This is a genomic window from Sphingomonas crusticola, from assembly GCF_003391115.1.
GTDB classification, from domain to species: Bacteria; Pseudomonadota; Alphaproteobacteria; order Sphingomonadales; family Sphingomonadaceae; genus Sphingomonas_I; species Sphingomonas_I crusticola.
Genome location: NZ_QTJP01000001.1, coordinates 3,260,468 through 3,287,328 on the forward strand (window position 1 = coordinate 3,260,468; position 26,861 = coordinate 3,287,328).

A 26,861-nucleotide genomic window follows, 5' to 3' on the forward strand; every position below is an offset into this window, starting at 1 on the left:
CGTTTGCGCCGCGCGCTCGCTATCTCCCCTTCCATGCTGTCACAAAAGGCCCGCTACGCGCTGCGCGCTCTACTCCACCTGGTCGAGCATGGCGCGGCACGGACGATTCAGGTCGGCGAGATGGCCGAGACCCAGCAGATTCCGCGCAAATATCTCGAGTTCATCATGGTCGATCTCAAGAAAGCCGGGCTCGTGACCAGCCGGCGCGGGCCGGGGGGCGGCTATGTCCTTGCCCGCGCGCCGTCCGAGATCAGCTTCGTCGAAGTGATCCGCGCGATCGACGGACCGATCGCGCTGGTGCCATGTGCGAGCGAGAATTTCTACGCGCGCTGCGGCGATTGCCACGACGAGGCGACCTGCGCGATCCGGCGCGTGCTGGCGCAGGTGCGCGACAGCGCGGTGGCGATCCTGGAAAATACGTCGCTGGCCGATGCGGCGCGCGTCGAATTGGCCGCAGAAGCGTTGTCCCCAGCCTGACGGCTATCGGGGCAACAAGAAAAGCTACGCGGGAACGATCAATTCCCCAATTGCCGGGTAGGGATTAGTATCATAGCTTTCTCTCGAACAGAGGGAGGTTTTATGGATCGTCGGAGATTGATCGTCGCGGCCGCTATTCTTGCGAGCGGACTGGCGCCGATCGCCGCTAGCGCCGCGGCGCCGGTGGAATTGCTCAATGTCAGCTACGATCCGACGCGCGAACTCTATCGCGACGTCGACGCCGCCTTTAGCGCGCAGTGGAAGGCGAAGACCGGACAGGTCGTCACCGTCAAACAGAGCCACGGCGGCTCGGGCGCGCAGGCACGCGCGGTGATCGACGGGCTCCAGGCCGACGTCGTGACGCTGGCGCTGGCCGCAGACATCGACGCGATCGCCGACCGCGCCAAGGCGCTGCCGGCCAATTGGCAGACGCGCCTGCCGCAGAATTCGACGCCTTATTATTCGACCATCGTGTTCCTGGTGCGCAAGGGTAACCCCAAGGGTATTCAGGATTGGGGTGACCTGATCAAGCCCGGCGTCAAGATCATCACGCCCAATCCCAAGACGTCGGGCGGTGCGCGCTGGAATTATCTCGCGGCGTGGGGCTATGCGCAGCGCAAGACCGGCTCGGTCGCCGGCGCGCGCGATTACATGACCAAGCTGTTCCGCAATGTTCCGGTGCTCGACAGCGGTGCGCGTGGCGCCACCACCACCTTCGTCCAGCGCGGCCAGGGCGACGTCCTGCTCGCGTGGGAGAATGAAGCTTATCTGGCCACCAACCAGCTCGGCAAGGGCAAGTTCGAGATCGTCTATCCGTCGATCTCGATCCTCGCCGAGCCGCCGGTCGCGGTGGTCGACAAGGTGGTCGACCGTAAGGGCACGCGCGCGGTGGCCGAGGCCTATCTGAAATTCCTCTACACGCCGCAGGCACAGCAGATCATCGGCAAGAATTATTACCGTCCGCGCGATCCGGCCGTGGCGGCGCAGTTCAAGGGCCAGTTCAAGAGCCTGGCATTGCTCAATATCGACCGGAATTTCGGCGGTTGGAAGCGTGTCCAGGCGGCCCACTTCAACGATGGCGGCGTGTTCGACCAGGTGTTCGAAGACGCCAAGAAATAATCGACGGCGGGCTCCGGGAGAGCCCGCCGCCTTTCGCACGACAAAGGGATAGACCATGATACGCAAGATCCTGCTGGGAAGCGCGTCTACGCTTGCCTTCGCCGCGCCATTGCTGGCGCAGACCCCGACCGAACCCACCAGCCAGTCCGCGATCGATGCGCCGCTGACCGACACCAATGCGCAGACCTCCGATGCCACCGGCCGCGATGCGGCGGCACAAGGTTCGGGACTGGATACGGCAGTGCCGGCCGATGATAACGCGGGCGCGCCGGTGGCGGCACCGGTCAAGACCGGCAATGCGGTGCTCGACCGCCTCAACGAGCTCGAGGCCAAGATCAACGCCCTTGAGGCCCGCAACCGCCAGCTGGAAGCCGACGCGGCCGAAACCGCGACCCGCGTCCAGAAGGTCGAGGTGCGCGCGGCGAAAGGCGTGCAGCCGGGCGTCGCGCCGACCTTCGGCGATCCGACCGACAGCTTCAGCTTCCATCCGCGTGGTACGTTCCAGCTCGATTGGGCCGGCTATCACAGCCGCGCCGGCGGCTATGACTATAACAATGGCACGGATATCCGCCGTGGCCGCTTCGGTTTCGACGGCACCGCCTGGAAAGTGTGGAAATACCGGATCGAAGCCGAGTTCGTGAAGAACAGCGTCAACCTGCTCGACGCTTACGTCCAATATACCGGCTTCAAGAACATCGTGCTGACCGTTGGCCAGCATAAGGCGCCCTATGGCCTCGAAGCCAACAGCACCGATGCCCTCAACACCTTCCTCGAGCGCGGCATGTTCACCAACGCCTTCGGCGCGGTCGGCGCCGAGCGTCGGGTCGGTGCGAACGTCGCCTACATCACCAACAATTTGACCGCGACTGTCGGTGTGTATGGCGCCGGCGAAGGCGTACAGCGCAACGCGACCACGCCCGACGAAGCCTATAGCGTCAACGGCCGCGTCACCTATGAGCCCATCCTTGATACCGGCCGCGTGGTGCATGTCGGTGCATCCGCCTTTCACGTCAGCCAGATTGCCGGCAACAGCGTGACGCTGAGCGATCGCCCGGGCACGCGCGTCGACGGCGGCGTGATCGAATCGGTGGTGCTCGGCCCGGTTACGACCGGTCCCGCCGCCGGCCGGACGCAGGGCGTGCGCGACGCAACCTATTGGGGCACGGAAGGCGCGGTCGTGTTCGGTCCCTTCTCGGCGCAGGGCGAATATGGCCACCTCAGCGTCAATCGCTACGGTAGTGTCGCCTCCGGCAATTTCGATGGTTTCTACGGTTTCGCCACATTCTTCCTCACCGGCGAAAGCCGCGTGTTCAAGGGCGGCGTCGTCGATCGCATCAAGCCGTTCAACGATTTCAATCCGGCGGGCGGCCATTGGGGCGCGTTCGAGCTGGGCGTGCGTTACGACCGCATGGACCTCACCGATCACGCAATCTCGCCGCTGTCGCGCCTCGCGACGTCGTGGACCGGTGGGCTCAACTGGTATCTCAACCCCAATACCCGCTTCATCTTCAATTATATTCGCTTCAAGGGGGCGAACTCCCCGTTGGTGGTGGCGCCGGTTGCCACCTTCGGCACGACCGCTAAGGGTGACGCCTACGCGACCAGGCTGCAGTTCGACTTCTAGGGTATCAATGGCGACAGCATCATTGCCACTGCCGCGAACCGGCCGGGGAAAGCGCGCGAAATCGCCTCTCCCCGGCCTTTCGTTGACGCTCGGCATCACCATCACCTGGCTGACGATACTACTGCTGCTGCCGCTGGTGGCGCTGTTCGCCAAGTCGATCACGCTCGGCCCGGCCCATTTCGTCGACGCCGCTTTCTCGCGTCGCGCGATCGCATCCTATGAACTGAGCTTCGGCGCGGCGCTGGTGGCGGCTGCGCTCAATGCCTGCTTCGGCCTGCTCGTGGCATGGGTGCTGGTGCGTTACCGCTTTCCCGGGCGCCGGTTGCTCGGGGCGATCGTCGATCTGCCGTTCGCGTTGCCGACGGCGGTGGCCGGCATCGCGCTGACCGCGGTATATGCCAATACCGGCTGGGTCGGGAAGCCGGCCTCCGCGTTCGGGCTGGCACTCGCCTACAACCCGACCGGGGTGGTAATCGCGTTGACATTCATCGGCCTGCCGTTCGTGGTGCGCACGGTGGAGCCGGTGCTGGCCGATCTCGGCAAGGGCATCGAGGAAGCTGCCGCCACCCTCGGTGCGGGACGCTGGACGATCTTCCGCCGCGTGATCCTGCCGGAAATCGCGCCATCGCTGATCACCGGCTTTGCGCTCGCCTTCGCGCGCGGCGTCGGCGAATATGGTTCGGTGATCTTCATTGCGGGCAACATGCCGTTCAAGTCCGAGATCGCTCCCCTGCTGATCGTCACCAAGCTCGAGGAATATGATTATGCCGGCGCGACCGCGATCGCGACCGTGCTGCTGGTGTCCAGCCTGATCCTGCTGGTCGCGATCAATGCCTTTCAGGGCCGGGAATTGCGCAGGCGCAGCGGATGAGCGCGAACAAGGCGACGGGCGAGAGCCGGGGCGTCCAGATCCTGCTGATCCTGGGGGCCGTGATCTATGTGTCGCTGATCCTGGTGCTGCCGCTGGCATCGGTGTTCAGCGAAGCGTTCCGCCACGGCGTGGCCGCGTTCAAGGCGGCGATCCTCGAACCCGACGCGCTCGCCGCGATCAAGCTGACGCTGACCGTCGCCGCTATCTCGGTGCCGATCAACATGGTGTGCGGCGTCGCTGCCGCCTGGGCGATCACCAAGCATGATTTCCGGGGTAAGGATTTCCTGATCAGCCTGATCGACGTGCCTTTCTCGATCTCGCCGGTCGTCGCGGGCCTGATGTACCTTTTGCTGTTTGGCGCGCAGGGTTGGTTCGGCGACTGGCTGCTGGCCCACGACGTACATATCGCCTTTGCCAAACCCGGCATCGTTCTGGCCACCCTGATCGTGACCTTGCCGTTTGTAGCGCGCGAGCTGATCCCGCTGATGCAGGCGCAGGGCCGCGAGGAGGAAGAAGCGGCGCTCACGCTCGGCGCGCCGGGATGGCGGATATTCCTGTGGGTGACCTTGCCCAACATTCGCTGGGGACTGCTCTATGGGGTGCTGCTGACCAACGCCCGCGCCATGGGTGAGTTCGGCGCGGTCTCGGTCATTTCGGGCCACATCCGTGGCGAGACCAATACGATGCCGCTGCAGGTCGAAGTGCTCTACAACGAATATAATTTCGCCGCTGCCTTCGCGGTTGCCTCGTTGTTGGCTGGGCTGGCGCTTGTCACGCTCGGTCTGAAAAGCCTGCTCGAATGGCGCCACCGCGACCAACTGGCCGCTTCGGGACATTAGATGACCATCACCGTTCGCAATATCGTCAAAGGCTTCGGCAATTATCCCGCGCTGCGCGAGGTGTCGCTCGACATCGAGGATGGCGCCTTCGTCGCTTTGCTCGGCCCGTCGGGCTCCGGCAAGACGACCCTGCTGCGCATCATCGCCGGGCTAGAGACGGCCGAGAGCGGCCAGATATTGTTCGGCGGCGAGGACGTCACGGATCGCCCGCCGCAGGATCGCGGCATCGGCTTCGTTTTTCAGAATTACGCTCTGTTCCGGCACATGACCGTCGCGAACAACATCGCCTTTGGGCTGGACGTGATGAAGCGCGGCCAGCGGCCGGAAAAGGCGGCGATCAAGGCGCGGGTCGAGGAGCTGCTCGAGCTGGTGCAGCTACCCGGCTATGGTGGCCGCTATCCCGCCCAGCTGTCCGGCGGCCAGCGTCAGCGGGTAGCGCTCGCCCGGGCGCTCGCACGCGATCCCAGCATCCTGCTCCTCGACGAGCCGTTCGGCGCGCTGGATGCCAAGGTCCGCCGCGAATTGCGCGACGCCTTGCGGGAAATCCACAATCGCGTGGGCCTGACCTCGATCTTCGTGACGCACGATTATGAGGAAGCGTTCGAGCTGGCGGACAAGGTGGCCATCCTGGGCGAGGGCAAGATCGAGCAATATGACACGCCCACGGTGATCAAGACCAATCCGGCGTCGGATTACGTGCGTGAATTTTTGAGCTAAGCTTCTCCGTAGGGAGAGGGTTATGATCGAAACGACGCTCAATGGCCAGTTTCCGCCGGGTTTCGTCGCGAGCGGGCGCATCAACCTGTCGCAGCTGACGAAGAGCGGCGGTCAGCAGCCACCCGCCAACCCGCCGCAGTGCATCGCCGACGCGCGGCCGCTCCAGGCGGCGGCTTGCGAGCACGACTTTTTGGAGCGTCACGGTTTCGTGCTGCTCGATGCACCGACCGCCGTAACCGATTGGGGCGACGATGCCGCCGTTGCCGAAACTTATCTGCCCGAGGTCGAGGCGCTGATCCGGACGCGGCTATATCCGGGCCGCAGCCTCATCATCATGCAACCGCCCAAGGTCGTCCGTCGCGGCAAGGGTACCGATAACCCGCATTACGCCACGGGGGTGCATCAGGATCACGGCACGACCGCCGACGACTATCAGCATAATGTTCAGGCCTTTGTATCCCCGGATCTCGCGGCGCGCTGGCGCGCCATGTTTGAACGTGACGATGTCGAGGGTTTTGTCTCGCTCGATTTCTGGCGCACCACCGGCATGAGCAGCCCTCTTCGGCATATGCCGCTGGCCCTGTGCGATCCGACCAGCGTCGATGCCGACGACATCATCCCGACCGCGCTGGAAGGGATCGCCCCCGGCGGCGTTGCCACGCATCATGTCGGCCTTCGCTACAATGCTGGGCAGCGCTGGTATTATTATCCCGAGATGCGCTCGGACGAGGTGCTGGTGTTCAAGCTGTTCCAGCTCATGCGCGGCGAAGAGCCGCAACGTTACCGCGCCTGCTTCCACAGTGCCGTCGAAGATCCAGCCACGCCAGCCGACGCACAGCCGCGGCAGAGTTGCGAGCATCGTGTGTCGGTGATGCTGCTGCGCGATTGAAGCGCCGTGTCCGGTGATGGGGCAGGGCTGGTAATCGATGAGGTCCCTATCCCATAGCCTTGAGGATGCGCAGACGCGGCGTGGGGCTCGAGACTAGACTGCCACCAGCCGGTCAACCGGGGCATTGATCTGTTCGATCAATGCGCGATGCGTTGGCAGATCGGCCGTCGCCCGATCGCCGAAGCTGCGGATCTTGCGGAATAGTTTTTCCGCTGCGCGCACGTTGGGGAAGTCGGCACGGCCCGCGGCCAGGTCGGTCTTATAATTCATCCCATAGAGGATGTACTGATAGTTGAAGAAGGCGAAGCTCTCGAGATCGAGGATGAAGTCATAGCGATTGGGCGGGCGGAAGCGCCATTGCTCCAGCAATTCCTTCAGCCGGTCGGGGATCGACGCGGGGTCGACATTGTCGCGCCAGAACGGCTCCTCGCGCTCACTCAGGCAATAATGCAGCTTGAGGAAGGTGATGATATTGTCGAAGCGCGCGGTCATCAGCGCATTGAAGCGCTTGGCCGGCGCGTCCATCGGGCCGTTATGGGGGAATAGCTCGGCGATCATGCTGACGGCGGCCTCGATCAGCACCACGCCGGTCGATTCCAGTGGTTCGAGAAAGCCCGCCGACAGCCCCACCGCCACGCAATTGCCGATCCATTGCTGCTCGCGATAGCCCGGTTCGAAATGGATCAGGCGGGGTGCGACCTGCTCGATGCGGGGTCCGACATAGGCGCGCAGCACGTCGCCGGCTTCATCGTCCGACATGTGTGCGCTCGAATAGACGGTGCCGATACCGCGCGCGCCGGCGAGGCCGATATCCCACGTCCAGCCCGCCTCGTGCGCGGTGGCGATCGTAAAGCTTTCGAGTGGCGCGTTGGGTTGCGGATAGGCCAGTTTGCAGGCCAGCGCGCGGTCGGTGAACAGATATTGTTTGGCCGACTTGAAGCACGAGCCGAGCGCGCCCCCGATGAGTTCGGCGCGGAAACCCGAGCAATCGATAAACAGGTCGGCCTGGATACCGCCATGGTGCGGGGTAATGACGCGATCGATCATGCCGTCGGCGCACAGCATGACTTCCACCAGCCGGTCCTTGACGTGACGGACGCCCAGTTCCTGCGCGCGTTGCGCGAGCACCTCGCCCAGCAAGCCCGCATCGAAGTGATAGGCGTAATTGAGCGGGCCGGTAAATTCGCCTTCGTCCGGCCGCTTGGGGCCGCGCTGCGCCTCTGCCACGCGATGCTGGATGGTGACGGCCTCTGCGAACGGCGGACGGGTCGCCTCGTCCTGCAGCAGCCAATAGGGCACCAGGCTGGTTTCTTCGGTGTAGAAGGGAGCTTCGAACGGGTGGAAATAATGGCTGTGACGCCCGTCCGTCGGCGTGCGCAGCCAGTCGTTGAAGCGGATGCCCTGCTTGAAGGTCGCGCCGGTGCCGCGGATGAAGCGGGTTTCATCGATGCCGAGGAACTGAAGCGTGGTGCGCATCGTCGGAAAAGCGCCTTCGCCGACCCCGATCGTGCCGATCTCAGGCGATTCCAGCAGGGTAATCTCCAGATGCGGCTGGTCGGCGAGATCGAGAAACTTCGCGAGGTAGGCGGCGGTCAGCCAGCCGGCCGTGCCGCCGCCGACGATCAGGATCGAGCGCTTGCGGTCCACCTCAGGCCCTCACGAACAGATTCTTGAGCCAGACCGGCCCGCTGCGCGCCGCTTGGCGCCAATCGGCATCGTCGGCATCCTCCGGCGTGTAGCCCCACGGGTTGAACAGCTTGACGCGGCCGGCCTTGAAGGCCGCGGTCCGGCGCGTGACGAGGGTCAGTCCATGCTCGATCGCGGTCGCCGCCAGCAGCGCATCGCGCGCATCGGCATAAGGCAGGCGCGCGCGGCGCCGCACGACCGCCGCATCCACCGCCAGGATGCGTCCGTCGAACGCTGCCATGACCGGCCCGTCGATCCATTCGTGCAGTGCCGCTCCGGCGGCCTTGTCCTGCCGCTCCACTTGGAGCGCGCCGCTTTCAAGTTCGAGTAGCGAGAGCGCCGACAGAAACAGATTCTGGCGCGAGACGCCCGCCGCCCAGGTGGCGAGACCGGCATCGGTGCGCCCGGCCTTGGCCTTGCGCAGCTCCAGCACGACGGGGGTATCGAGCAAGTACATCAGCCGAACGTCGCGCGCCGGTCCCACGCCTCGGACCGACCCTGATCGGGGTCGATCTCGACCGGCCCGGGCATGGCCAGCAGATCGACGATGCTTTCGGTCTGGCCGGTGAGATGGCGGAAATTCTCGATGCTCATCAGCACATGGGTGGGACGGCCCCGATCCGTGACGAACACCGGCTCGATTCGGGCCGCACGCTTGGCATTGCTGACGTCTTGATTGAAATCGCGGCTGCTGACGACCTTCATGCACCCCCCTTAATGCGCCTACATGCCTACAAATATAGGTCCCGTAACGTAGGCACATTACTACGGTGTAGCGGCCTCGCAACAGAAATGATCGGGCGGCTAAAAATCGCGTTGCGCATGTCGGGTTTCGGATTGCGCCGCCGGCCCGGCTTGGCTCCTTTGCGGGCGGCACACGCAGATGTGCCGGACAAAACAAGCAAATCCGGGGAGGATTTCGATGAGCCAGGTTTGGGATAGCCTGATTACCACCGTGGGGGGCATGTTGTCGGCTCATGGGCCCGCCGTGCCCGAAGCCGCCAAAAGCTATACGCCGAGCGACTTCAGCATTCACTTCTTTCTGCAGCTCGCGATCATCATCCTCGCCTGCCGCGTGGTCGGTTGGCTCGGCCAGAAACTGCTCGCACAGCCGCAGGTGGTGGGCGAGATGATCGCAGGCGTGGTGCTCGGGCCTTCGCTGCTCGGGCTGATCTGGCCCGATGCCCAGCTCGCCTTGTTTCCCAAGGAAACCAAGACCGTCTTGTATGTCGGCGCGCAGTTCGGCGTGGGCCTGTACATGTTCCTGGTCGGGACGACGCTCCAGATCGACCATTTCAGAGCCAAGGCGCGCAGCGCGTTCGGCGTGTCGCTTGCCGGCATCCTGACACCGTTTTTGCTCGCCTTCCTGATCACGCCGTTCCTGCTGACTGTGCCGGGCCTGTTTACGGCGGGAATCAGCCGCGCCAACGCGACGTTATTCATGGGCGCGTGCATCGCGCTGACCGCCTTCCCGATGCTGGCGCGGATCATCAACGAGCGCGGTCTTGCCAATAGCTCGCTCGGCACCTTGTCGCTGACCGCGGGTGCGTTCGACGATGCCGCATCCTGGTGCGTGCTGGCGGTCGTGCTGGCGACTTTCGGCGGGGGATCGGGCGTGGCTGTGCTCGCGATCGGCGGCGCGGTCCTGTACGCGGGTTTCCTGATCCTGTTCGGCCGCAAATTGCTTGCCCCGCTGGGTGAAGCGGTGGAGCGCAAGGGCGAGATGAGCATGACCGTGCTCGCGATCACGATGATGCTGTTCTGCCTGTCGGCCTTTTTCATGGACGCTATCGGCATCCACGCCATCTTCGGCGGCTTCATCCTGGGCGTGTTCATGCCCCGCGGCCTGTTCACGGCCGAGCTCAAGAAAAAGGTCGAGCCGGTCGCCGTGGTGCTGCTGCTGCCGATGTTCTTCACCTATTCCGGCCTCAACACGCGGATGGACATGGTCAATTCGCCGTCGCTGATGCTGATCGCGCTCGGCATCCTCGCCGCCTCGATCCTCGCCAAGTTCGGCGCCTGCTATGCCGCCGCCCGGCTATCGGGCGAGGATAATCGCACCGCGCTCGGCATCGGCGCGCTGATGAACTCGCGCGGGCTGATGGAGCTGATCATCATCAATATCGGCCTGCAGAAGGGCATTATCGGCCCGACATTGTTTGCGATGCTGGTGATGATGGCGATCGTCACAACGGTGATGGCAACGCCGCTGTTCGAGCTGGTCTATGGCCGCAAGGCGCGCGAGACCGGCGAACTGGATGCGCTGCCCGGCACTCTCGCCGCGCAAGCCGCCTGAAGCTCCCCTAGGACCCGGTGCTTGCGCCGGGGCCCGCCCCCGTCCCCCATCAGCATCCGGTGGGACGGGGGCGCCCTTTTTCAGGGATGATCATGAAAACGCTGCCATTCATAGCGGGCGCGCTGCTGGCCGGCGCCGCCCCCGCCCAGAATTTCGCCGTCAAGCCGCTATTGGACGCGCGGCTTCGCTATGAGAATGTCGATCAGGACGGCATAGCCCGAAACGCCGACGCGCTGACGCTGCGGGTACGGCCCGGCCTGCAGGTCTCCAGGGCAGGGTGGTCGGCCCTGGTGGAAGGCGAGGCGACGCTTGCAATCGTCGACGATTATAATGACGGCACCAACGGCAAGACTGCCTTCCCGAACGTAATCGATCCGCGCAACGCCGAACTCAACCGCGCCCAGATCCGCTATACGGGCAAGCAGGGTTTCGCGGTGACGGCGGGACGGCAATTGCTCGAGCTGGCCGACCAGCGCTTCGTCGGCTCGTCCAACTTCCGCCAGAACCAGCAGACATTCGATGCAGTGCGGCTCCAATGGGGCACCGCCAAGGGCTTCAGCGCCGACCTTGCCTATGCGTGGAGCGACCGGACGGTGAACGGACGCCGCGGCACCGGCGTCCGCCAGCAGGCGGTGCGTGGCGACAACGTCTTCGCCCTGCTCAATTACGGCACCAAGGCCGGCACGCTGACCGGTTTCGCCTATCTCGTGGATCAGGACGAAGCAGCGGTGCAGGGTTTTCGCCTGTCGAGCCAGACCTATGGCGTCCGCTTCGCCGGCAGCCAGCCGCTGCGCAGGGGCGTGAAGCTCGGCTACATCGCAAGCTGGGCGCGGCAAAGCGACTATCATCACAACCCCAATGATTATTCCGCGGATTACCGGCTGGTCGAGGGATCGCTCGCGATCGCCGCGCTGACGGCCAAGGCGGGTTATGAGGTACTGGGCGCCGACAGAGGCCTCGCTTTGACCAGCGTGCAGACGCCGCTGGCGTCCTTGTTTCCGTGGCAAGGCTGGGCCGACAAGTTCACCACCACACCGCCGAATGGCGTGCGCGACCTGTATGGCACGCTGAGGTATGGCTGGAAGAAGGTCGGGCCGGCCGACTCGATCACGCTTACCGCATCCTACCATCGCTTCGACAGCGACCGGTTGAGCCAGCATTATGGCGATGAATGGGATTTGCTGGCGAGTGCCAAGCGGGGGCGGGCGACAATGTCGGTCCGCTATGCCCGGTACGAGGCAGACCGGTTTGCGACCAACACCAACAAGGCCTGGCTAGAGGCGGATTGGACATTTTAGGTTTGTTCGTAAGCCCGCCCTGCGCCGTCCCCAGCACGAGCTATATTGTGGTGGGTTCCCGGGCTATGCGTGATGCATGGCAGAAGGAGGGATAGCCAAGCATGACCCAGCACATCCTCAAGATTCCGTTTGGCCTGGCCGCCGCCCTGCTGGCTGCCGGCGCCGCGACCGCGCAGCCCGGATCGGTGGCGCCGCCAGCCGGCACGCCGAGCGGCCAGTTGATCGGCACACCGCTCAGCATGGAGGCGAACGACCGCGCCACGGCCGACGCGCAGGCGCGTGCGGAGGCGGCGCAGAATGGACGCGACAATGCGCGGACGACCCGCGGCGGCAAGAGCAAATCCCACCCTGCTAAGTTGGAGGAGATCGTCGCCAACGCGACCATCTTCGATAACAAAGGCGTCGAGATCGGGTATGTCAAAGCGGTCGATGCAGAAGGCGTGGTGGTCGCCACCGCGAATGGCCAGGTGCGTGTTCCGGTCAACTCCTTCGGCGTGAGCAGCAAAGGCCTGGTGCTTGACACCACCAAGGCCAATTTCGACGCGCTGATGGCGAAGGCCACCGGCGGCTGAAAGCGGATTGGGCGCTTCCCAGCATCAGCCAAGAAACGTGCTTGGCAAGCACCGCTCTTCGTCCGAAGCTGCGGACTAGCGTGCAGCCGGCGCGGCTAGCAGCTTATCCAGCGTCACGGCCACGGTCGGGTGGTAGTTGCCGCGCGCGCCGGCATAGATGCGCCGCGCGATCGGCAGGCCCCAGTCGCCTTCGGCCTTGAGTGCGCGATAGACCGGGAAGATCAGCAGCCCGCGGCCGATGCGGGGCAGGAATTCTGCCATTGAAGCGACCGCCGGCTCGTAGCGGTTCTGCGCCGCAAGCACGAGCCAGGCCGAGCGGATGTAGGGATTGGCCGAGGCGGACAGGCCGAGACCGCGGTCGAGCTCGGCGAGGCGCGCCGGCGCCTGCTTGCGCGGCAGGCCGTTGAGGAAGCGCAGCCATTCCTGAGTCGACCAACGGAAGGTGTCGAGCGAGGCGGCCGATGCGCCCGCATTCACCTGCTCCAGAGTTTCGTCGATCTTTGCCAAAGTGGCTGAGCGGATGTGGATCGCATTGCCGGGGAGGCCGGGGCGATACGCCCATTTATCGAGATCGAGCCGTGCCTCGAGCGCCGCGTCGCCACGGATCAAATTCGCACGCAGATCGGCGAGGAAAGCGGCGGTGGTCTGCGGCTGGAAGGCGTGGCGCGCAAAATAGGAGGTGAGATAGGCGTCCCACCGTGGGCGTCCGACCGCGACCTCGATCGTGCGCAGGAAGGTCGCGCCCTTATTGTAGTCGAGCTCGCCATAGGTGCCTTCGGGTGCGCCGTGGAGCCGCGTCTCGTCCGGCTTCGCCGCCTTGAGATCGCGCTGGAGATTGTCCCACGACAGATCGGCCAGCGTCGCGCTGCGCGCCTGACCGTAGACCGCCTCGTCGATGCGGTTTTCGAAATAGGTGGTGAATCCCTCGTTGAGCCAGATGTCGGACCAGGTGGCATTGGTGACGAGATTGCCCGACCAGCTGTGCGCCAGTTCGTGCGCGATCACGTCGACATTGGATTTGTCACCGGTGATGATCGTCGGGGTGGCGAATGTAAGGGTAGGATTCTCCATCCCGCCAAACGGGAAGGATGGCGGCAGAACGAGAATATCGTAGCGGCCCCAGCGGTACGGGCCGTACAACTTCTCGGCAGTGTCGACCATCTTCTCGGTGTCGCTCAGCTCGCGCGCGGCACGATCGAGCATCGATGGCTCGGTGTATACGCCGGTACGGGGCCCGAGCGGACGGAAGGCGAGGTCGCCCACGGCAAGCGCGATCAAGTAGGGCGGGACATTATGGTCCATGCGGAAGCGATAGCTGTGCCAGCCTTTGGCTGCGGGCACGCCTTTGGGCGTCAGCCGCTCGGCACTCATGACCGCGACCAGATCTGACGGTACGGTGATCTTGGCGCTCCAGCTCTGGCGGATGCCCGGGCTGTCCTGGGTCGGGATCCAGCTGCGATTGTTGATCGATTGGCCCTGGCTATAGAGATATGGCTTCTTCTTGCCGGCGGTGAGCGCGGGCGCGAGCCAGCCGAGCGCGCTGGCATCCGGGCTGGAGCGATACGTGACGATAATCCGCCGCGCCGCACCGATTTCGACGGTCAGGGGTGCGCCCTTGTAGTCGTCGTAGGCGCCAACGGAATATTTGAGCGGGCGGCCGGCGACATCGGTGATTTTGGCAATGATGAGCTTGTTGTCGTCCAGCACGATCTCGTGCGCGCCGGGCGCGGCGAGAATTTCGAGCACGGCGGTCCCGCGCATCGTCTTCGTTCGGAAGTCGGCGGTGAGATTGAGATCGACATGCGTCACCCGCGCGATCTCGGGCCGGGCATAGGACAAGGTATCGCGCGCTTCGGCCGTGGTCAGGATCGGGGAGGGTGCGTCGGGGCGAGCTAACACCGGAGCAATGGTCAGCGCGGCGGTCAGGAAGGCAGCGGCGGGAGCGGCGGCTAAGATGCGCATGAAAGATCTTTCGGGAAGACGATGCCGTCTTGTGACCGCGCCATCGCCCGGCCGCAAGCGGTGCGCGGTTGGCGGATAGATTAACTCATGTGTGCGTTCAGCGCGAAAGGAGACCGCTGCTGTCGCTCTGGCTGGAACTGCTCGTCGCGGCGCTGATGGTGCCGGTGCTCGCTTTGACGCATGGCTGGGGGCTGATGGGCATGTCGCACATGTTCAACCTGACCGACGAGGCGCTGCTCCATCAACGGCTCAGCCCAAAATCGATTTTCCTGGTCGCGTTCATGGCAGTGCTGCTGTTCGCCCTACACGCGATCGAGATCGCACTGGTCGGCACGCTCTACGAATTGGGCGGCGCCACCCGATCGGTGGAGCAGGCGATGGTATTGTCCGCTTCTTATTATACGACGACGGGGGCGGGGCCCGATAGCCTGCCGGACGGCTGGCGGGTGATCGGCCAGGCCGAGGCTTTGCTGGGCTTGCTGATGATCGGCTGGTCGACGGCCTACCTGGTGCGCAAGATCGAGCGGTTGCAGCAGCGCGAGGGCGGCACGCCCGAGGAGGAACGCCACCGCCGTCTGCGCGGGCGGGGTTATGGCCGCAGCGCGGTAGAGAAAGAGTGAGGGTCGGCCGGCGGCGGCGATGGCATCCGGCTTATGTGCAGCTACTCGATGGCTGAGGCGTCGTCTTCAAGCGCGCGAGCAGCACCCCACCTAATGCCAGCGCGAAGCCCGCGAGTTGCATCGGCACCAGCCGTTCGCCGAACAGGATCCAAGCTTCAACGGCCGCCAATGGGGGTACCAGCAGCAGCAGCGCACTGACCCGGGTCGCGCCCTGGTGCCGCGTCATCCACACCAGCAGGGATAGGGCGCCGACCGAGAGCCCCAGCACCGACCAACCGAGACCCAGCCACAACGCCAGGGCGCCATCCCAGCGATAATCGCCCAGAAGAACGGTTGCGAGAGCCGCCACCCCCGCGCCGCCGATATTCTGCACCGCACCCGAAACGCGCATCGGATCACCGCTGATCGATCCACGCTGGATCATGGTGCCCGCCGCCATGGCGAGGATCGACGCCACCGCGCCGACGGCGACAAATAGCGGCACCGAAATATGACCGCCGCGCATCAGCAAGGGCGCCAGCACCAGCACCACCCCCAACAGGCCGATGCCGAGCCCCGCCCAGGCTCGCCCCGCCAACCGCTCGCCCAGTAAGCCGAACGAGGCGATCGCCACGACGAGCGGCTGGAGCGCGCCGAGCAGCGACATGATGCCGGCGGGCATCCCGCGCTGGATCGCCCACCAGCTGGTGCACAGATAGACGCCATTGAGCAGCGCCCCGGCCAAAAGGTGCAGCGCCAACCTCCGACCGCGCGGCAGACTTTCGCGGGCGATCGCGGCAAGGCCGCCCAACAATGCGGCGGACAACAGCATCCGTGAGGTGAGGATCAGCTCGGGCGCGGCATGCGGCACCATCGCGCGCGCGACGATGAAGCCGGTCGACCACGTCAGCACAAACAGGATCGGAGCGATGGCAAGCATCTTGCGGCCCTTGACGACGGCGTTCCGGCGTGTCGAGGCGCTAAATGTTTCACCGGCTCGCTTTGCGGCATTTGGACATTCAGCAGGCAAGCGAAATTCGCTTGCCCCTAATCGCGCAACCGACGCTGTATCTTCTCGTTCATGGGAATGCCGCGAGCGTGATGAGATACCGGGGAGACAGTGATGAAGGCGATGGTTTTGCGCGCTCCGGCGGGCCTGGATCAGCTCGTATCGGAAGAGCGGCCCGATCCCGGCGCGCCCGGACCCGGGGAAATCCGGGTGCGGCTGCACGGTAGCTCGCTCAACTATCACGATCTGGGCGTCGCCACCGGACGCATGCCGACCGCTGCAGGGCGCGTGCCGCTTGCCGACGGAGCCGGGCTGATCGAGGCGGTCGGCGAGGGAGTCACTGAATTCGGGGCCGGCGATATGGTCGTGTCCTGCTTCTTTCCCGATTGGCGGGATGGCAAGCCTACGATCGGGGATTTCAGCCGCACGCCAGGCGACGGAATTGACGGTTTCGCGCAGGGGGTGGTGGTGCTGCCCGCGACTGCCTTCACCCGGGCGCCGCAGGATTATGATGCGGTTGAGGCGGCGACGATCACTACAGCCGGACTTACCGCCTGGCGCGCGCTGGTCGTCGACGGCAAGCTCAAGGCAGGCGACACGGTGCTGCTGCTCGGGACCGGCGGAGTCTCGATCTGGGCGTTGCAATTGGCCCGGCTGATGGGCGCGCGGGTGGCGATCACCTCCTCGTCCGAAGAAAAGCTGGAGCGCGCTCGCGGGCTCGGTGCTGAGTTTACCGTCAATTATCGCCGACGCGAGGATTGGGGCCGGGCGGTGCGCGACTGGACTGGCGGCTGCGGCGTCGACCATGTCGTGGAAGTGGGCGGGCCCGGTACGCTCGCGCAATCGATCGAGGCGGTGCGCGTCGGCGGCCATATCTCGCTGATCGGTGTGCTGACCGGGCTTGGCGGTGAAGTTCCGACAGCGTTGCTGATGGCCCGGCAGGCGCGGTTGCAGGGCCTGATCGTCGGTAGCAGGCGGATGCAGCAGGACATGGTACGGGCGCTCGACGCGGGCGGAATCCGCCCGATTGTCGATCGGCGCTTCCCGCTCGGACAACTCGCCGACGCCTTCCGCCATGAGGCTAGCGGCGGCCATTTCGGCAAGATCGGGATCGAATGGTGAGCGCCCTGCGCAGCGTCGCCGGCGTCCATGAGGCGGTGCGTGACGATATCGGCGATCTGGTGACGCGACGGCCGCTGCCGGCACCGGGGCTGGCGCAGGTGGACCCGTTCCTGTTCCTCAACCATCACGGGCCGCAAACCTATCCGCCCAGCAATCGCGGCCTGCCGTTCGGCCCGCATCCGCATCGCGGGTTCGAGACGGTGACCTTCATCCTGGAAGGCAGCCTCGCCCATCATGATACGGGCGGGCATGAGAGCGTGATCGAAGCAGGCGGGGTGCAGTGGATGACCGCCGGCTCCGGCCTGATCCACGCCGAAGTGTCGCCGCCGGCGTTCAAGCGGGCGGGTGGGCCGCTCGACATCCTGCAATTATGGGTCAACCTGCCGGCGCGGCTGAAGATGACCGCGCCACGCTATACCGGCGTGCAGGCCGAAGCGATCCCGGCCATTCCACTGTCCGACGACGGCGGCGTGCTCAACCTGATCGCGGGCGAGTTCGGCGGCACGAGCGGCCCGATTCAATCGCTAACTGGCGTGTTCATGGCAACAGTGCGACTGCGGGCGGGCGCCGCGGTTGAATTGCCCGCCCCGCGCGGCCGCAGCATCTTCCTATATGTGGTGAGCGGGCAGATCAGCCTCGGAGGGCTGGACGTGGAACGCTGGCGGCTGGTGACGCTCGCCGATGACGGGGATGTGATCGCGATCACGGCGCGGGCGGACGCGGTCTTGCTTTATGGCCATGCGGACCCGATCGGCGAGCCGGTGGTGGCGCAGGGGCCGTTCGTCATGAACACCCGCGAAGAGATCGCGCTGGCGATCGGGGATTATCAGGCGGGCAAGTTCAACAGCCCATTGGCAGCGCGGTAGTAAGCCTGATGCGTCTGCCACGCCAGGAGCGCCGCCGACACAAGTCAGCGGCGCTTCAGGGTTAGGCGGCGTCGGCCCGGCGCGGCAGTTTCCAGCCGGGGCGCACGAAGTGACAAGTATAGCCGTTGGGAATCCGCTCCAGATAATCCTGATGCTCAGGCTCGGCCTCCCAGAAGTCGCCGACCGGCGACACTTCGGTCACGACCTTGCCTGGCCAAAGACCCGACGCATCGACATCGGCGATCGTGTCCTCGGCGACGGCCTTCTGCTCGGGGCTGGTGTAGAAGATGGCAGAGCGATAGCTCGCGCCGACATCGTTACCCTGGCGGTTGACGGTCGAAGGATCGTGGATCTGGAAGAAGAATTCCAATAGCGAACGGAAGCTGATGACCGCGGGATCGAACACGATCTCGATGGCCTCGGCATGGTTGCCGTGGTTGCGATAGGTGGCGTTCGGAACCTCGCCGCCGGAATAGCCGACGCGGGTGGAGACCACGCCGGGCAGCTTGCGAACAAGATCCTGGACGCCCCAGAAACAGCCTCCGGCAAGAACGGCGCGTTCGGTGGTCATGTGCAATCCTCCTGGTTGAGGAGGGGAAGATAGGAGGGCCCGGGATGTATTTCCATGGCGCCAGCGCCGGCCCGCCGCCGCTAATCTGTAATGACAGTCATAACGAGTTTCATGCCCGCCAGCCGTTGATCCCCAGCTTGAGCCGTAACACGCGCGTGTTGGACGTCATGTACAAGGTCGTCCCATCATCCCCGAAGCAGCAATTGGCTATCGGGGCACCGTCCTCGATCAGGCCGAGCTTCTCGCCTTCCGGCGTCATGATCCACATGCCGCCGGGGCCCGAGCAGAACATCGTGCCGTCGGCGGCGATCTTCATGCCGTCGGGGGAGCCGGGGCGGCTGGCTGTCGGCCAGCTGTCGACGAAGACGCGGCTGCCGGTCGGCAGGCCGGCGCGGTCGAGATCATAGACCATGATCTTGAAGCTTTTGGGATCCGAGTTCGACACGAACAGCCGCTTCTCCCCGGGCGCAAGCGCGATGCCGTTGGGGCGGGTCAGGCCGCCCTCGATGAGGACGGTCTCGCCGCGCTCGCTCCAGCGGTAGACGCCGTTTTGCGCGAGCTGCTTGAGCGGGGAGTCGTCGCCTTGCGTGAAGCCGTAGGGCGGATCGGTGAAATAGATCGCGCCCGATTGGGCGACGGCAAGATCGTTGCAGCTGTTGAAGCGCTTGCCCTGATAGCGATCGGCCAAAGTCGTGCGCGACTTAGTGCGCAGATCGAGCCTATCGATCGAACGGCCGCCGCTATTGGCGATCAGCAGGTTGCCGTGGCGATCCAGAGCAAGTCCGTTCGAACCGGCTTCGCGTACCAGTTTTGGATCGAGGCCCGCGGTGCCGGACGGCTCAAGGAAGATCGATACGCCATCCTTGCGGCTCCAGCGGCGGATGATGTTGGCGGGCGGATCGGAGAAGAGCAGGTAGCCGCCATCCTTCACCCATATCGGGCCTTCGGCCCATTTGATGTTGGTGGCGATGACCTCGACCTCGGCGCCCGGCGCGATGATGCGGTCGAGCGCGGGCGAGAGGCGGCGCACGGTCGGCGCGACTTCGGCCGGGGCGTCGGCGAAAGCGGGCGCGGCGGCGAGTGCGGCGGCGGAGGCGAGGAGGGTGCGGCGGTTCAGGATCACTGGCTCATTCTCCTTGGGGGCTGGATCGCTTCGCCGCTGCCCTGCGCGCAATGACGAGCTGATCTCGGGACGTCGTTGCGAGCGGAGCGAAGCAATCCAGCGTCGTGATTACAAAGTGATGCGCTTCTTCTCGCGGGCGGAGCGATAAATTGCCTCGACGATGCGCAGGTCGCGCAGACCTTCTTCGCCGGAGACGATCGGCTCCTTGTTGTTGACGATGCAGTCGACGAAATGATCGAGCTGGCCGGCAAATTGCGTCGGGCGCGGGCCGGGGGGAATGTCGGTGATCTCGGTCTCGCGGCCGTCGCGGCCGGTCCACATATGATTGCCGCTGTAGCGCGTCGCCGGCTCGAGCTCGATGCGGCCTTTGTCGCCCATCAGCAGGATGTGGTTCTGGTTGGCGCTGTACATTGACAGGCAGGAGGCGATCACGCCGGAGGGAAATTCGAGTTCCCACTCGATCCGGTCCTCTACCTCCTGGAAGCGCGGATCGCTCTTATCGGTGCTTTCGTGGGCATAGACGGCGATCGGCTCTTCACCCGTCATGTAGCGCGCCGCCTGGAGGCTATAGACGCCCATGTCCATCAGCGAACCACCGCCCGACAGCGCCCGTTTGAGGCGCCACATACTGGGGTTGGGTTGGACGAAGCCGTGCTCGCTCCGAAGATATTTGCGCGTGCCGATCGCGCCCGACGAGGCGAGGCGCATTGCCTCCAGGTTGGTCGCTTCGAAATGGACGCGGTAGCCGATCATCAGCTTCTTGCCGGCTTTCTTGCAGGCGGCGATCATTGCCTCGCATTCGGCCACCGAGACCGCCATCGGCTTCTCGCACATGACATGCTTGCCGGCCTTGGCGGCGCGGATGACATAGTCGGCGTGCATTGAATTGGGCAGGCAGACATAGACGATGTCGACGTCCGGATTGTCACGGATCGAGTCGAAATTCTGGTAATTGTAGATCGAGCGATCGGGCAGGCCATATTGCGCGGCGACGCGCTTCGCCTTGTCCGCATCGCCGCTGACCACGGCCGCCAGCCGGCTGTTGGCGCAATTGACGAATTGCGGAATGATGACCTTCAGTCCGTACGTTCCGAGCCCGACGATGGCGTAGCCGAGCTTGCGGTTCGGGTCGGCAGCGTTCGCGCCGGTGGAGAGCGCCGCTGCGGCAGCGATGCCGCCGGCCGCGGCCACCATTTCGCGCCTGTTGATGCCCGTCATTTCGCTCTCCCCGGTCTTCTGTGCCGAAGGCAAACGTTAGCGATATGCGTGAAGCACGCAAATGCTATAGCGCGCGGCGTACGACCAAAGGAGGGGGCAATAGCCAACACCGATACGCCGCAGCCGCCAGCGCGGCCGGCCCGGCGCGACCTGACTCAGGGACCGATCGCCAAGACCCTGCTCCTGTTCGCGCTGCCGACGCTGGGCTCCAACGTACTGCAGTCTCTCAATGGATCGATCAATTCGATCTGGGTCGGGCGCTTTCTGGGCGAAGGTGCGCTGGCCGCGACGACCAACGCCAACCTTGTCATGTTCCTGATGTTCGCGCTGGGCTTCGGCTTCGGCATGGCGGCGACGATCCTGGTTGGCCAGAGCATGGGTGCGCGCGACGTGATCGGCGCACGCCGGGCGATGGGAACGGCACTTGGGTTGTTCGCGATCATATCCGTGGTGATCGCGCTGTTGGGCTGGCTGTTCGCGCCCCACCTGCTGCGGATATTGTCGACGCCGGCGGATTCGCAGGCGCTGGCGCTGGCCTATTTGCGGGTCATCTTCCTGGCGATGCCGCCGATGTTCATCGGCGTGCTGCTGACGATGGGAATGCGCGGCACCGGTGACAGCGTGACGCCGCTGCAGCTGATGATCCTGTCCGTCATCCTCGACGCCGGGCTCAACCCGCTGCTGATCCGCGGTATCGGGCCATTCCCACGGATGGGGATTGCGGGATCGGCAACCGCCACCCTGATCGCCAATTATGTCGTGCTGGTGGTGGGCGTCGCCTACATCTACCTTAAGGATTTGCCGATCCGGTTGCGCGGGAGCGAGTTGCGCTTCCTGCTGCCCAACCCGGCCTTGCTGAAGGTGATCCTCGTCAAGGGCCTGCCGATGGGACTGCAGATGCTGGTGTTCAGCTTCTCCGGCCTGGTCATGATCGGGCTGGTCAATCGGGCGGGTGTGGACGTGACCGCCGCCTATGGCATTGCCCAGCAATTGTGGACCTATGTGCAGATGCCCGCCCTGGCGATCGGGGCGGCCGTATCGGCGATGGTTGCGCAGAATATCGGGGCCGGACGCTGGGAGCGGGTCGGGCGGATCACGCGCGCCGGGGTGATCACCAACGTCGTGATGACGGGGGCGCTGATCGTGATCATCTTGTTGTTCGACCGGCCGATCTTCGCCCTGTTCGTCGGCGGCAACAGCCCCGCCATCCCAATCGCCCGCCATATCCAGCTTATCGGTAGCTGGAGCTTCCTGCTGTTCGGCGCGACGTTGGTCTTGTTCTCGACCGTGCGCGCCAATGGCGCGGTCTATGCGCCTTTGATCATCCTGATCCTAAGCGTGCTGGTCGGCCGGCTAGGCTTCGCCGCTGCGTTGCTGCCGCATTACGGTACGGACGTCTTGTGGTGGAGCTTCCCGTTGGGATCGGCGATCTCGCTCGGTTTGGCGACGGCATATTACCGCTTCGGAGATTGGCGTCACCCCGGGATGATCAGTCAGGTAATCGAAGAGGAAGTCGCCGAACATTCGCAGGCGGACGGGGAGCCCGGCGGCCGGCTCAATCCAGGGGGATGAACATGGAAAAGCTGATCCTGCACGAGTACGCGCCCTCGGGAAATTGCTACAAGATCAGGCTGACGGCGGCGTTGCTGGGCGTTCCGCTCGAGCGGCGACATTACGATATCATGCGCGGCGAAACGCGTACGGCCGCGTTCCTGGCGGAAGTGAATGCCAATGGCCGGATCCCGACGCTGCAGATCGGGGAGCGCTTCCTGCCCGAAAGCAATGCCGCCTGCTGGTGGCTGGCGCACGACACCGCGCTCATTCCGGGAGATCGGTTCGACCAGGCGGACATGCTGCGGTGGATGTTTTTCGAACAATATAATCACGAGCCCAATATCGCGACGTTGCGCTTCTGGAAGGCAATGGTGGGCGAGGAGCGCCTGAGCGATACGCAGCGGGCGCAAATCCCTGCCAGGCAGGTCGCGGGGGAGGCGGCGTTGGCGCTGATGGACGATCATCTTTCGGACCGGTGCTTCTTCGTCGGCGAGCGGGTCAGCCTCGCCGACATCTGCCTCTATGCCTATACGCACGTGGCGGATGAGGGAGGCTTCGACCTTAAGCGCTGGCCTGCCGTCCAGCGCTGGATCGCTGCGGTCGCCGCGACCCCCGGATATGTTGCGCTGGCAGATTGAAGCAAAGAGGAAGCGGGATCCCCGCGTCGCGGGGATGACGGAGGGTGGAGCGGACGCCTCTTGCTCCGCACGCGGCGTCGTTCTACATTCCGCCCATATTCGAGGCCGCTCCGCGAGGGGCGGCCCTTTCTTTATCTGGAGACTTTTCGTGGCTCAGCCGCTCATGCCCCATGCGACCGCTTCCTGGCTGGTCGACAATACTTCGCTGAGCTTCCAGCAGATCGCAGAATTCTGCGGGCTGCACATTCTGGAGATCCAGGCGATTGCCGACGATACCGCCCAGACGAAGCTGACCGGCCGCGATCCGTTGCGTGCGCACGAGCTGACCCAGGACGAGATCGACAAGGGCCAGGCCGATCCAAACTACAAGCTGCAAATCTCCAAGGGGCCCGAGCCGGTTCGCCGCACCAAGGGCCCGCGCTACACCCCGGTCTCGAAGCGCCAGGACAAGCCGGACGGCATCGCCTGGATCATCCGCAACCATCCGGAAGTTTCGGACGGACAGATCAGCCAGCTGATCGGCACGACCCGCACAACCATCGCCGCGATCCGCGACCGTACCCATTGGAACATCGCCAATATCACGCCGAAGGATCCGGTCACGCTCGGCCTGACCTCGCAGCGCGAGCTCGACGCGGTGGTCGCCAAGGCAGCCAAGGCGGCCGGCATCGAGGCGCCGGTCGACACGCGGCTCGATGGCGACCGCGAGGCGCTGATCACGCAGCTGCGTGCCGAGCGCGAGACCGCGTCGCATGCGGGGGACGCGGTCCTGTCGGACGTCGATCAGCTGTTCGGCAAGCGCGACTGATCCACGAATTTTGGGGCGGCGGTGCACGACGACAATCTGACCGCCGATCGGCCGACCTTCGTCACGCATCTCGAATGCGGCATGACGGGGGAGCGTTACGACGCGGACAGGCTGCATGGCCTGTCGCGCGCCGGGCGGCCGTTGCTGGTGCGCTATGACCTGGATGGAGTGCGGGCGGCGCTGACCAAGGAGGCGCTGGCAGCGCGGCCGGCTGATCTGTGGCGGTATCGCGAAATGCTGCCGGTGCGCCGCGCCGCCAACATCATCAGCCTCGGCGAGACGATGACGCCGATCGTGTCGCTCGACGCGATTGCGCGGGAGTGCGGTGCTGCGGCGCTGCTCGTGAAAGACGAGGGGCGGCTGCCGACCGGATCGTTCAAGGCGCGCGGCCTGGTCATGGCGCTTTCGATGGCGAAGGAGCTAGGCGTCACTGCGATCGCCATGCCGACCAACGGCAATGCCGGCGCGGCGGCGGCGGCCTATGCCAGCCGTGCGGGCATCGATGCGGTCATCTTCTGCCCGGCCGATACGCCCGAGATCAACGTTCGCGAAATCGCCGCGCAGGGTGCACGCGTCTATCGCGTGAACGGATTGATCGATGATTGCGGAAAGTTGGTCGGACAGGGGGTGAAGGAACGGGGCTGGTTCGACCTTTCCACGCTCAAGGAACCCTATAGGATCGAAGGCAAGAAGACGATGGGGCTGGAGCTGGCCGAGCAGCTCGGCTGGGAATTGCCCGAGGTGATTTTCTATCCCACCGGCGGCGGCACCGGCCTGATCGGCATGTGGAAGGCGTTCGACGAGCTGGAGACGCTCGGCTGGATCAGCTCGAAGCGGCCGCGCATGGTGGCGGTGCAGGCGGAGGGCTGCGCCCCGATCGTGCGCGCGTGGGCGGAAGGCGAGCGCCATGCGCGGCGCTGGGAGTATTCCCACACGATCGCGATGGGGATTCGCGTGCCGCAGGCGGTCGGCGATTTCCTGATCCTCGACGCGGTGCGCGCGAGCGGCGGCTTCGCTATGGCCGTGTCGGACGCAGCCATCGAACAGGCGGTGGATGAAGCCGGCCGGAAGGACGGACTGCTGCTGTGCCCGGAGGGCGGGGCAACGCTCGCCGCCTATCGCAAGGCACGGACGGATGGACTGGTAAGCGCCGAGGACCGGGTGATGCTGTTCAACTGCGCGACGGGATTGAAGTACCCGCTACCCGATACCTCCGTGACGCTGGATACGGCCAATATCGACTGGGCTTCGCTTTAGCTCTTCCGTCATCCCGCGCGGGCGGGGATGACGATAAACGCCGATCCGATGAACCGTTGCGGCTGCCTTGACCCTGAAACGCTCCGGTCCCAAGAGTCACCGCCGATGAGCGACGATCCCACCATATCCGATCTTTCCTTCGAGGACGCCCTGAAGCGGCTGGAGGCGATCGTCCATCGCCTCGAAAGCGGCGAGGCCAGTCTCGATGAATCGATTGAGCTTTATGCCGAGGGCGACAAGTTGCGCGGTCAGTGCGAGGCGCGGCTCCAGGCGGCCCAGGCGCGCATCGAGAAGATCACGCTGGGGCCGGACGGAAGCCCGCGCGGCACCCAGCCCTTCGATGCCGGCTGAAACCAAGATGAGCGTCGTGCCGCTCGCGCTGAGAACGGCGATGGACCGGATCGCCGTGGAGATCGACCAGACGTTTGACCGTCTGCTGCCGGTGCCCGCGGACGGGCGCGCGCGCCTCTATGAGGCGATGCGCCATGCCGCGATCGGCGGTGGCAAGCGATTGCGGCCGCTGCTGGTGCGCGCCGCCGCCGACCTGTTCCATGTCGATCGTGTCCCTGCCTTGCGGGTCGGCGTCGCGATCGAGTGCATCCACGTCTACAGCCTGATCCACGACGATATGCCGTGCATGGACGATGACGATCTGCGCCGCGGGCGACCGACGGTGCACAAGGCCTATGACGAGGCGACGGCGGTGCTTGCCGGGGACTCGCTGCATGCGCTCGCATTCGAAGTGATCGCGGACGCAGAGACGCACCCCGACCCCTTCGTGCGGATCGAGCTATCCGCCGAATTGGCCAAGGCGTCAGGCCCGGCCGGTATGGCGGGCGGACAGATGATGGATCTGGTAGCCGACGGCGCCGCGTTCGATCTCGCCGCCGTCACACGCCTTCAGCAGCTCAAAACCGGCGCCCTGATCGGCTTCTGCCTGGAAGCGGGTGCGATCCTCGGCCACATCCCACCGGAAGGCCGCCGGCCGATCCGGGCTTATGCGCGCGATATCGGCCTGGCCTTCCAGATTGCGGACGACCTGCTCGACGTCGAGGGCGCGGCCGACGTTACCGGCAAAGCGGTCGGCAAGGATGCGGCGCAGGGCAAGGCGACGTTCGTATCGCTGCTCGGCCCCGAACGTGCGCGCCAGCAGGCGGAAATATTGGTGGAGCAGGCGATCGGGCATCTCGTCGGCTTCGGCGCGGAGGCGAGCCTGCTGCGTTCGATCGCGCATTATGTGGTGGAGCGCGATCGGTGAGCCGGGTCGCGGCCTATACCGGCACGTTCGATCCGCTGACCTTGGGCCATGTCGATATCATTCGCCGGGCGGCAAAGCTTACCGACCGATTGGTGATCGGCGTCTCCACCAATTCACTGAAGTCGCCCTTGTTCACGCTCGAGCAACGCGTCGCCGCGCTACGGCGTGAGGTGATGGCGATCCAGGGTGACATTGAGGTGAGGGAATTTGCCGGCCTCGCTGTCGACTTCGCACGCTCGGTGGGTGCTCAATTCGTCGTGCGCGGGCTGCGCAGCGGCACGGATCTCGACTATGAGAGTCCGATGGCGGCGATGAACGGCACGATGGCTCCTGAGGTCGATACCATCTTTCTGGTGGCGGCACCCGCTTTCGCGCACATCGCATCCTCATTGGTGAAGGATGTTGCGCGTGGCGGCGGCGATATTGAGCATTTCGTGCCGGCGACCGTCGCGGCCGATATACGCGCGCACACGCGCTGATAGAAACGG

28 protein-coding genes are annotated in these 26,861 nt (G+C 64.9%); 20 read left to right on the top strand and 8 right to left on the bottom strand.

The genetic code is table 11. The features are described 5' to 3' along the window. Window positions 1–33: 33 nt before the first annotated feature. The 7 genes from DX905_RS15300 (at window position 34) to DX905_RS15330 (ending at window position 6,536) form a co-directional block, all read left to right on the top strand. Window positions 34–477, top strand: a complete 444-nt coding sequence (locus DX905_RS15300; RefSeq protein ID WP_116092113.1) for an RrF2 family transcriptional regulator — start codon at window positions 34–36, stop codon at window positions 475–477. A gap of 102 nt (window positions 478–579) precedes the next feature. Then, window positions 580–1,596 (top strand): sulfate ABC transporter substrate-binding protein, encoded by a 1,017-nt coding sequence (locus tag DX905_RS15305; RefSeq protein ID WP_116092114.1) that lies wholly within the window; start codon window positions 580–582, stop codon window positions 1,594–1,596. A gap of 55 nt (window positions 1,597–1,651) precedes the next feature. Continuing rightward, window positions 1,652–3,220 carry an OprO/OprP family phosphate-selective porin gene (locus tag DX905_RS15310; protein ID WP_240320893.1) on the top strand — a complete coding sequence of 523 codons (1,569 nt, stop codon included), beginning with the start codon at window positions 1,652–1,654 and terminating at the stop codon, window positions 3,218–3,220. Between the two features lie 7 nt (window positions 3,221–3,227). Then, entirely contained in the window at window positions 3,228–4,091 is an 864-nt protein-coding gene (cysT, locus tag DX905_RS15315) for a sulfate ABC transporter permease subunit CysT (protein WP_116092115.1), read from the top strand. Then, window positions 4,088–4,930, top strand: coding sequence for a sulfate ABC transporter permease subunit CysW (gene cysW / locus DX905_RS15320; protein WP_116092116.1), 843 nt, complete (start codon window positions 4,088–4,090; stop codon window positions 4,928–4,930). Before cysT ends, cysW begins: the two co-directional genes overlap by 4 nt. Next, a complete protein-coding gene (locus tag DX905_RS15325; RefSeq protein WP_116092117.1) occupies window positions 4,931–5,647 on the top strand; it encodes a sulfate/molybdate ABC transporter ATP-binding protein in 717 nt (238 codons plus the stop codon). A gap of 22 nt (window positions 5,648–5,669) precedes the next feature. Continuing rightward, window positions 5,670–6,536, top strand: a complete 867-nt coding sequence (locus DX905_RS15330) for a CmcJ/NvfI family oxidoreductase (protein WP_116092118.1) — start codon at window positions 5,670–5,672, stop codon at window positions 6,534–6,536. Window positions 6,537–6,629: 93 nt separating this feature from the next. On the opposite strand, the gene DX905_RS15335 is transcribed toward DX905_RS15330, so the two are convergent. From DX905_RS15335 to DX905_RS15345, 3 genes are read right to left on the bottom strand one after another with little or no spacing between them, the layout of a single operon-like run. Next, window positions 6,630–8,183, bottom strand: coding sequence for a tryptophan halogenase family protein (locus DX905_RS15335; RefSeq protein WP_116092119.1), 1,554 nt, complete (start codon window positions 8,181–8,183; stop codon window positions 6,630–6,632). Window position 8,184: 1 nt separating this feature from the next. Next, the gene (locus DX905_RS15340) at window positions 8,185–8,679 is read right to left on the bottom strand and encodes a PIN domain-containing protein (RefSeq protein WP_116092120.1); all 495 of its coding nucleotides are present in this window, start codon (window positions 8,677–8,679) and stop codon (window positions 8,185–8,187) included. Beyond that, window positions 8,679–8,927 carry a type II toxin-antitoxin system Phd/YefM family antitoxin gene (locus DX905_RS15345; protein WP_116092121.1) on the bottom strand — a complete coding sequence of 83 codons (249 nt, stop codon included), beginning with the start codon at window positions 8,925–8,927 and terminating at the stop codon, window positions 8,679–8,681. The genes DX905_RS15340 and DX905_RS15345 overlap by 1 nt, the downstream gene beginning before the upstream one ends. Before the next feature lie 217 nt (window positions 8,928–9,144). On the opposite strand from DX905_RS15345, the gene DX905_RS15350 reads away from it, so the two are divergent. The 3 genes from DX905_RS15350 to DX905_RS15360 all read left to right on the top strand — a co-directional run bounded on the left by DX905_RS15350 (window position 9,145) and on the right by DX905_RS15360 (window position 12,388). Continuing rightward, window positions 9,145–10,518, top strand: a complete 1,374-nt coding sequence (locus DX905_RS15350; protein ID WP_116092122.1) for a cation:proton antiporter — start codon at window positions 9,145–9,147, stop codon at window positions 10,516–10,518. 92 nt (window positions 10,519–10,610) lie between these two features. After that, window positions 10,611–11,816: an alginate export family protein gene (locus DX905_RS15355; protein WP_116092620.1), complete on the top strand. Its 1,206-nt coding sequence runs from the start codon at window positions 10,611–10,613 to the stop codon at window positions 11,814–11,816. 101 nt (window positions 11,817–11,917) lie between these two features. Further along, window positions 11,918–12,388 (top strand): hypothetical protein, encoded by a 471-nt coding sequence (locus tag DX905_RS15360; RefSeq protein ID WP_116092123.1) that lies wholly within the window; start codon window positions 11,918–11,920, stop codon window positions 12,386–12,388. Window positions 12,389–12,463: 75 nt separating this feature from the next. Here the strand turns inward: DX905_RS15360 and DX905_RS15365 are convergent, their stop codons facing one another. Beyond that, window positions 12,464–14,350, bottom strand: a complete 1,887-nt coding sequence (locus tag DX905_RS15365; RefSeq protein WP_116092124.1) for a M1 family metallopeptidase — start codon at window positions 14,348–14,350, stop codon at window positions 12,464–12,466. 89 nt (window positions 14,351–14,439) lie between these two features. Here DX905_RS15365 and DX905_RS15370 point away from each other — a divergent pair, with 89 nt between their 5' ends. Further along, the gene (locus DX905_RS15370; RefSeq protein ID WP_116092125.1) at window positions 14,440–14,970 is read left to right on the top strand and encodes a hypothetical protein; all 531 of its coding nucleotides are present in this window, start codon (window positions 14,440–14,442) and stop codon (window positions 14,968–14,970) included. Window positions 14,971–15,001: 31 nt separating this feature from the next. Here the strand turns inward: DX905_RS15370 and DX905_RS15375 are convergent, their stop codons facing one another. Next, entirely contained in the window at window positions 15,002–15,889 is an 888-nt protein-coding gene (locus tag DX905_RS15375) for a DMT family transporter (protein ID WP_116092126.1), read from the bottom strand. 183 nt (window positions 15,890–16,072) lie between these two features. On the opposite strand from DX905_RS15375, the gene DX905_RS15380 reads away from it, so the two are divergent. Both DX905_RS15380 and DX905_RS15385 read left to right on the top strand, forming a co-directional pair. Beyond that, on the top strand, window positions 16,073–17,080 hold the full coding sequence (locus DX905_RS15380) for a zinc-dependent alcohol dehydrogenase family protein (RefSeq protein WP_116092127.1): 1,008 nt from the start codon (window positions 16,073–16,075) through the stop codon (window positions 17,078–17,080). Then, window positions 17,077–17,946, top strand: coding sequence for a pirin family protein (locus DX905_RS15385; protein ID WP_240320895.1), 870 nt, complete (start codon window positions 17,077–17,079; stop codon window positions 17,944–17,946). The genes DX905_RS15380 and DX905_RS15385 overlap by 4 nt, the downstream gene beginning before the upstream one ends. 61 nt (window positions 17,947–18,007) lie before the next feature. On the opposite strand, the gene msrA is transcribed toward DX905_RS15385, so the two are convergent. From msrA to DX905_RS15400, 3 genes are all read right to left on the bottom strand, one after another. Beyond that, window positions 18,008–18,517, bottom strand: coding sequence for a peptide-methionine (S)-S-oxide reductase MsrA (gene msrA / locus DX905_RS15390; RefSeq protein WP_116092129.1), 510 nt, complete (start codon window positions 18,515–18,517; stop codon window positions 18,008–18,010). A 109-nt stretch (window positions 18,518–18,626) separates the two neighbouring features. Continuing rightward, window positions 18,627–19,640, bottom strand: coding sequence for an SMP-30/gluconolactonase/LRE family protein (locus tag DX905_RS15395; protein WP_338053772.1), 1,014 nt, complete (start codon window positions 19,638–19,640; stop codon window positions 18,627–18,629). Window positions 19,641–19,748: 108 nt separating this feature from the next. Continuing rightward, window positions 19,749–20,858 carry a Gfo/Idh/MocA family protein gene (locus DX905_RS15400; RefSeq protein WP_116092130.1) on the bottom strand — a complete coding sequence of 370 codons (1,110 nt, stop codon included), beginning with the start codon at window positions 20,856–20,858 and terminating at the stop codon, window positions 19,749–19,751. Between the two features lie 99 nt (window positions 20,859–20,957). Between DX905_RS15400 and DX905_RS15405 the strand changes: the two genes are divergently transcribed. The 7 genes from DX905_RS15405 (at window position 20,958) to coaD (ending at window position 26,852) form a co-directional block, all read left to right on the top strand. Next, on the top strand, window positions 20,958–22,430 hold the full coding sequence (locus DX905_RS15405; protein ID WP_240320974.1) for an MATE family efflux transporter: 1,473 nt from the start codon (window positions 20,958–20,960) through the stop codon (window positions 22,428–22,430). Between the two features lie 2 nt (window positions 22,431–22,432). Next, entirely contained in the window at window positions 22,433–23,050 is a 618-nt protein-coding gene (locus DX905_RS15410; RefSeq protein WP_116092131.1) for a glutathione S-transferase family protein, read from the top strand. Window positions 23,051–23,198: 148 nt separating this feature from the next. Beyond that, window positions 23,199–23,858: a DUF1013 domain-containing protein gene (locus DX905_RS15415; protein ID WP_116092132.1), complete on the top strand. Its 660-nt coding sequence runs from the start codon at window positions 23,199–23,201 to the stop codon at window positions 23,856–23,858. A gap of 21 nt (window positions 23,859–23,879) precedes the next feature. After that, on the top strand, window positions 23,880–25,115 hold the full coding sequence (locus DX905_RS15420) for a threonine synthase (RefSeq protein ID WP_275896083.1): 1,236 nt from the start codon (window positions 23,880–23,882) through the stop codon (window positions 25,113–25,115). 105 nt (window positions 25,116–25,220) lie between these two features. Next, on the top strand, window positions 25,221–25,466 hold the full coding sequence (locus DX905_RS15425; RefSeq protein ID WP_116092133.1) for an exodeoxyribonuclease VII small subunit: 246 nt from the start codon (window positions 25,221–25,223) through the stop codon (window positions 25,464–25,466). A gap of 7 nt (window positions 25,467–25,473) precedes the next feature. After that, entirely contained in the window at window positions 25,474–26,373 is a 900-nt protein-coding gene (locus tag DX905_RS15430; protein ID WP_420822154.1) for a polyprenyl synthetase family protein, read from the top strand. Then, complete coding sequence (gene coaD / locus DX905_RS15435; RefSeq protein WP_116092135.1) at window positions 26,370–26,852, top strand: pantetheine-phosphate adenylyltransferase; 483 nt, start codon at window positions 26,370–26,372, stop codon at window positions 26,850–26,852. The genes DX905_RS15430 and coaD overlap by 4 nt, the downstream gene beginning before the upstream one ends. The last annotated feature ends 9 nt before the right edge of the window (window positions 26,853–26,861 follow it).

What these genes read in the sequence shown, in the direction of transcription:
- DX905_RS15300 (WP_116092113.1), top strand. Translation starts at nt 34, where the DNA reads ATGCTGTCACAAAAGGCCCGCTACGCGCTGCGCGCTCTACTCCACCTG.
- DX905_RS15305 (WP_116092114.1), top strand. Translation starts at nt 580, where the DNA reads ATGGATCGTCGGAGATTGATCGTCGCGGCCGCTATTCTTGCGAGCGGA.
- DX905_RS15310 (WP_240320893.1), top strand. Translation starts at nt 1,652, where the DNA reads ATGATACGCAAGATCCTGCTGGGAAGCGCGTCTACGCTTGCCTTCGCC.
- cysT (WP_116092115.1), top strand. Translation starts at nt 3,228, where the DNA reads ATGGCGACAGCATCATTGCCACTGCCGCGAACCGGCCGGGGAAAGCGC.
- cysW (WP_116092116.1), top strand. Translation starts at nt 4,088, where the DNA reads ATGAGCGCGAACAAGGCGACGGGCGAGAGCCGGGGCGTCCAGATCCTG.
- DX905_RS15325 (WP_116092117.1), top strand. Translation starts at nt 4,931, where the DNA reads ATGACCATCACCGTTCGCAATATCGTCAAAGGCTTCGGCAATTATCCC.
- DX905_RS15330 (WP_116092118.1), top strand. Translation starts at nt 5,670, where the DNA reads ATGATCGAAACGACGCTCAATGGCCAGTTTCCGCCGGGTTTCGTCGCG.
- DX905_RS15340 (WP_116092120.1), bottom strand. Translation starts at nt 8,679, where the DNA reads ATGTACTTGCTCGATACCCCCGTCGTGCTGGAGCTGCGCAAGGCCAAG.
- DX905_RS15345 (WP_116092121.1), bottom strand. Translation starts at nt 8,927, where the DNA reads ATGAAGGTCGTCAGCAGCCGCGATTTCAATCAAGACGTCAGCAATGCC.
- DX905_RS15350 (WP_116092122.1), top strand. Translation starts at nt 9,145, where the DNA reads ATGAGCCAGGTTTGGGATAGCCTGATTACCACCGTGGGGGGCATGTTG.
- DX905_RS15355 (WP_116092620.1), top strand. Translation starts at nt 10,611, where the DNA reads ATGAAAACGCTGCCATTCATAGCGGGCGCGCTGCTGGCCGGCGCCGCC.
- DX905_RS15360 (WP_116092123.1), top strand. Translation starts at nt 11,918, where the DNA reads ATGACCCAGCACATCCTCAAGATTCCGTTTGGCCTGGCCGCCGCCCTG.
- DX905_RS15365 (WP_116092124.1), bottom strand. Translation starts at nt 14,350, where the DNA reads ATGCGCATCTTAGCCGCCGCTCCCGCCGCTGCCTTCCTGACCGCCGCG.
- DX905_RS15375 (WP_116092126.1), bottom strand. Translation starts at nt 15,889, where the DNA reads ATGCTTGCCATCGCTCCGATCCTGTTTGTGCTGACGTGGTCGACCGGC.
- DX905_RS15380 (WP_116092127.1), top strand. Translation starts at nt 16,073, where the DNA reads ATGAAGGCGATGGTTTTGCGCGCTCCGGCGGGCCTGGATCAGCTCGTA.
- msrA (WP_116092129.1), bottom strand. Translation starts at nt 18,517, where the DNA reads ATGACCACCGAACGCGCCGTTCTTGCCGGAGGCTGTTTCTGGGGCGTC.
- DX905_RS15400 (WP_116092130.1), bottom strand. Translation starts at nt 20,858, where the DNA reads ATGACGGGCATCAACAGGCGCGAAATGGTGGCCGCGGCCGGCGGCATC.
- DX905_RS15410 (WP_116092131.1), top strand. Translation starts at nt 22,433, where the DNA reads ATGGAAAAGCTGATCCTGCACGAGTACGCGCCCTCGGGAAATTGCTAC.
- DX905_RS15425 (WP_116092133.1), top strand. Translation starts at nt 25,221, where the DNA reads ATGAGCGACGATCCCACCATATCCGATCTTTCCTTCGAGGACGCCCTG.
- DX905_RS15430 (WP_420822154.1), top strand. Translation starts at nt 25,474, where the DNA reads ATGAGCGTCGTGCCGCTCGCGCTGAGAACGGCGATGGACCGGATCGCC.